This window comes from Marinobacterium profundum (genome assembly GCF_001528745.1).
GTDB lineage: Bacteria > Pseudomonadota > Gammaproteobacteria > Pseudomonadales > Balneatricaceae > Marinobacterium_A > Marinobacterium_A profundum.
Genome location: NZ_BCNS01000034.1, coordinates 1 through 572, shown reverse-complemented (window position 1 = coordinate 572; position 572 = coordinate 1). Strand labels below are relative to the sequence as shown.

General features: G+C 57.0%; 1 protein-coding gene. It reads right to left on the bottom strand.

Annotated elements, in window-relative coordinates; all coding sequences use genetic code 11:
* On the bottom strand, positions 1–431 hold a 431-nt coding region (locus MPRO_RS24950; protein ID WP_082708406.1), incomplete at its 3' end, for an REP-associated tyrosine transposase.
* Between the last annotated feature and the right edge of the window lie 141 nt (positions 432–572).

Below are 572 nucleotides of genomic sequence, written 5' to 3'. Positions count from 1 at the left end.
GTCGGACAGCCTCCTAGTCCGTGTTTAACCGGATTGATGTGGATATAGTCCATATGGGCGCGATAATCGCGCTCATCGCGGAGCAGGTGCTCCCAGTAGCGGCGTTGCCAGATACCTCGTTCACCACGTGACAAACGGCTGGCTGAGCGAGGCTCTGTTTGGGGTATCTGGCGGGAAAATTGGCTTTTTATCAGATACCCGCGTGTTGCGAAGTCCGCATCGCCGGGTGGCAGTTCGATCACGCACTGCAGGTGGTCAGGCAGTACGACCCAGCCATGGATTACGAATGGGTGACGCTGGCGAGCCAGGTGCACGGCCGCGCGGAGCTCGTCGATATGCCGGGTTAACAGATCATTGCCGCGACGTTGTAGCAGGGTGACAGTAAAGAAATAGCAGCCTCCTGGGCGCCAAAGTCGACGATAAGGGGGCATCCGTCCCTCCCATGTAGTGGTTTTCCGTTTGAGTGTAGTTGGCGCAGGTCGGGAGTCGACGTTTTTATAGGCTCCGGCATTCGGCTAGGAATTCGCAGGTGCATCCTCGAAATTCGCTTTGGGCTCATTTCCCGGAATTCG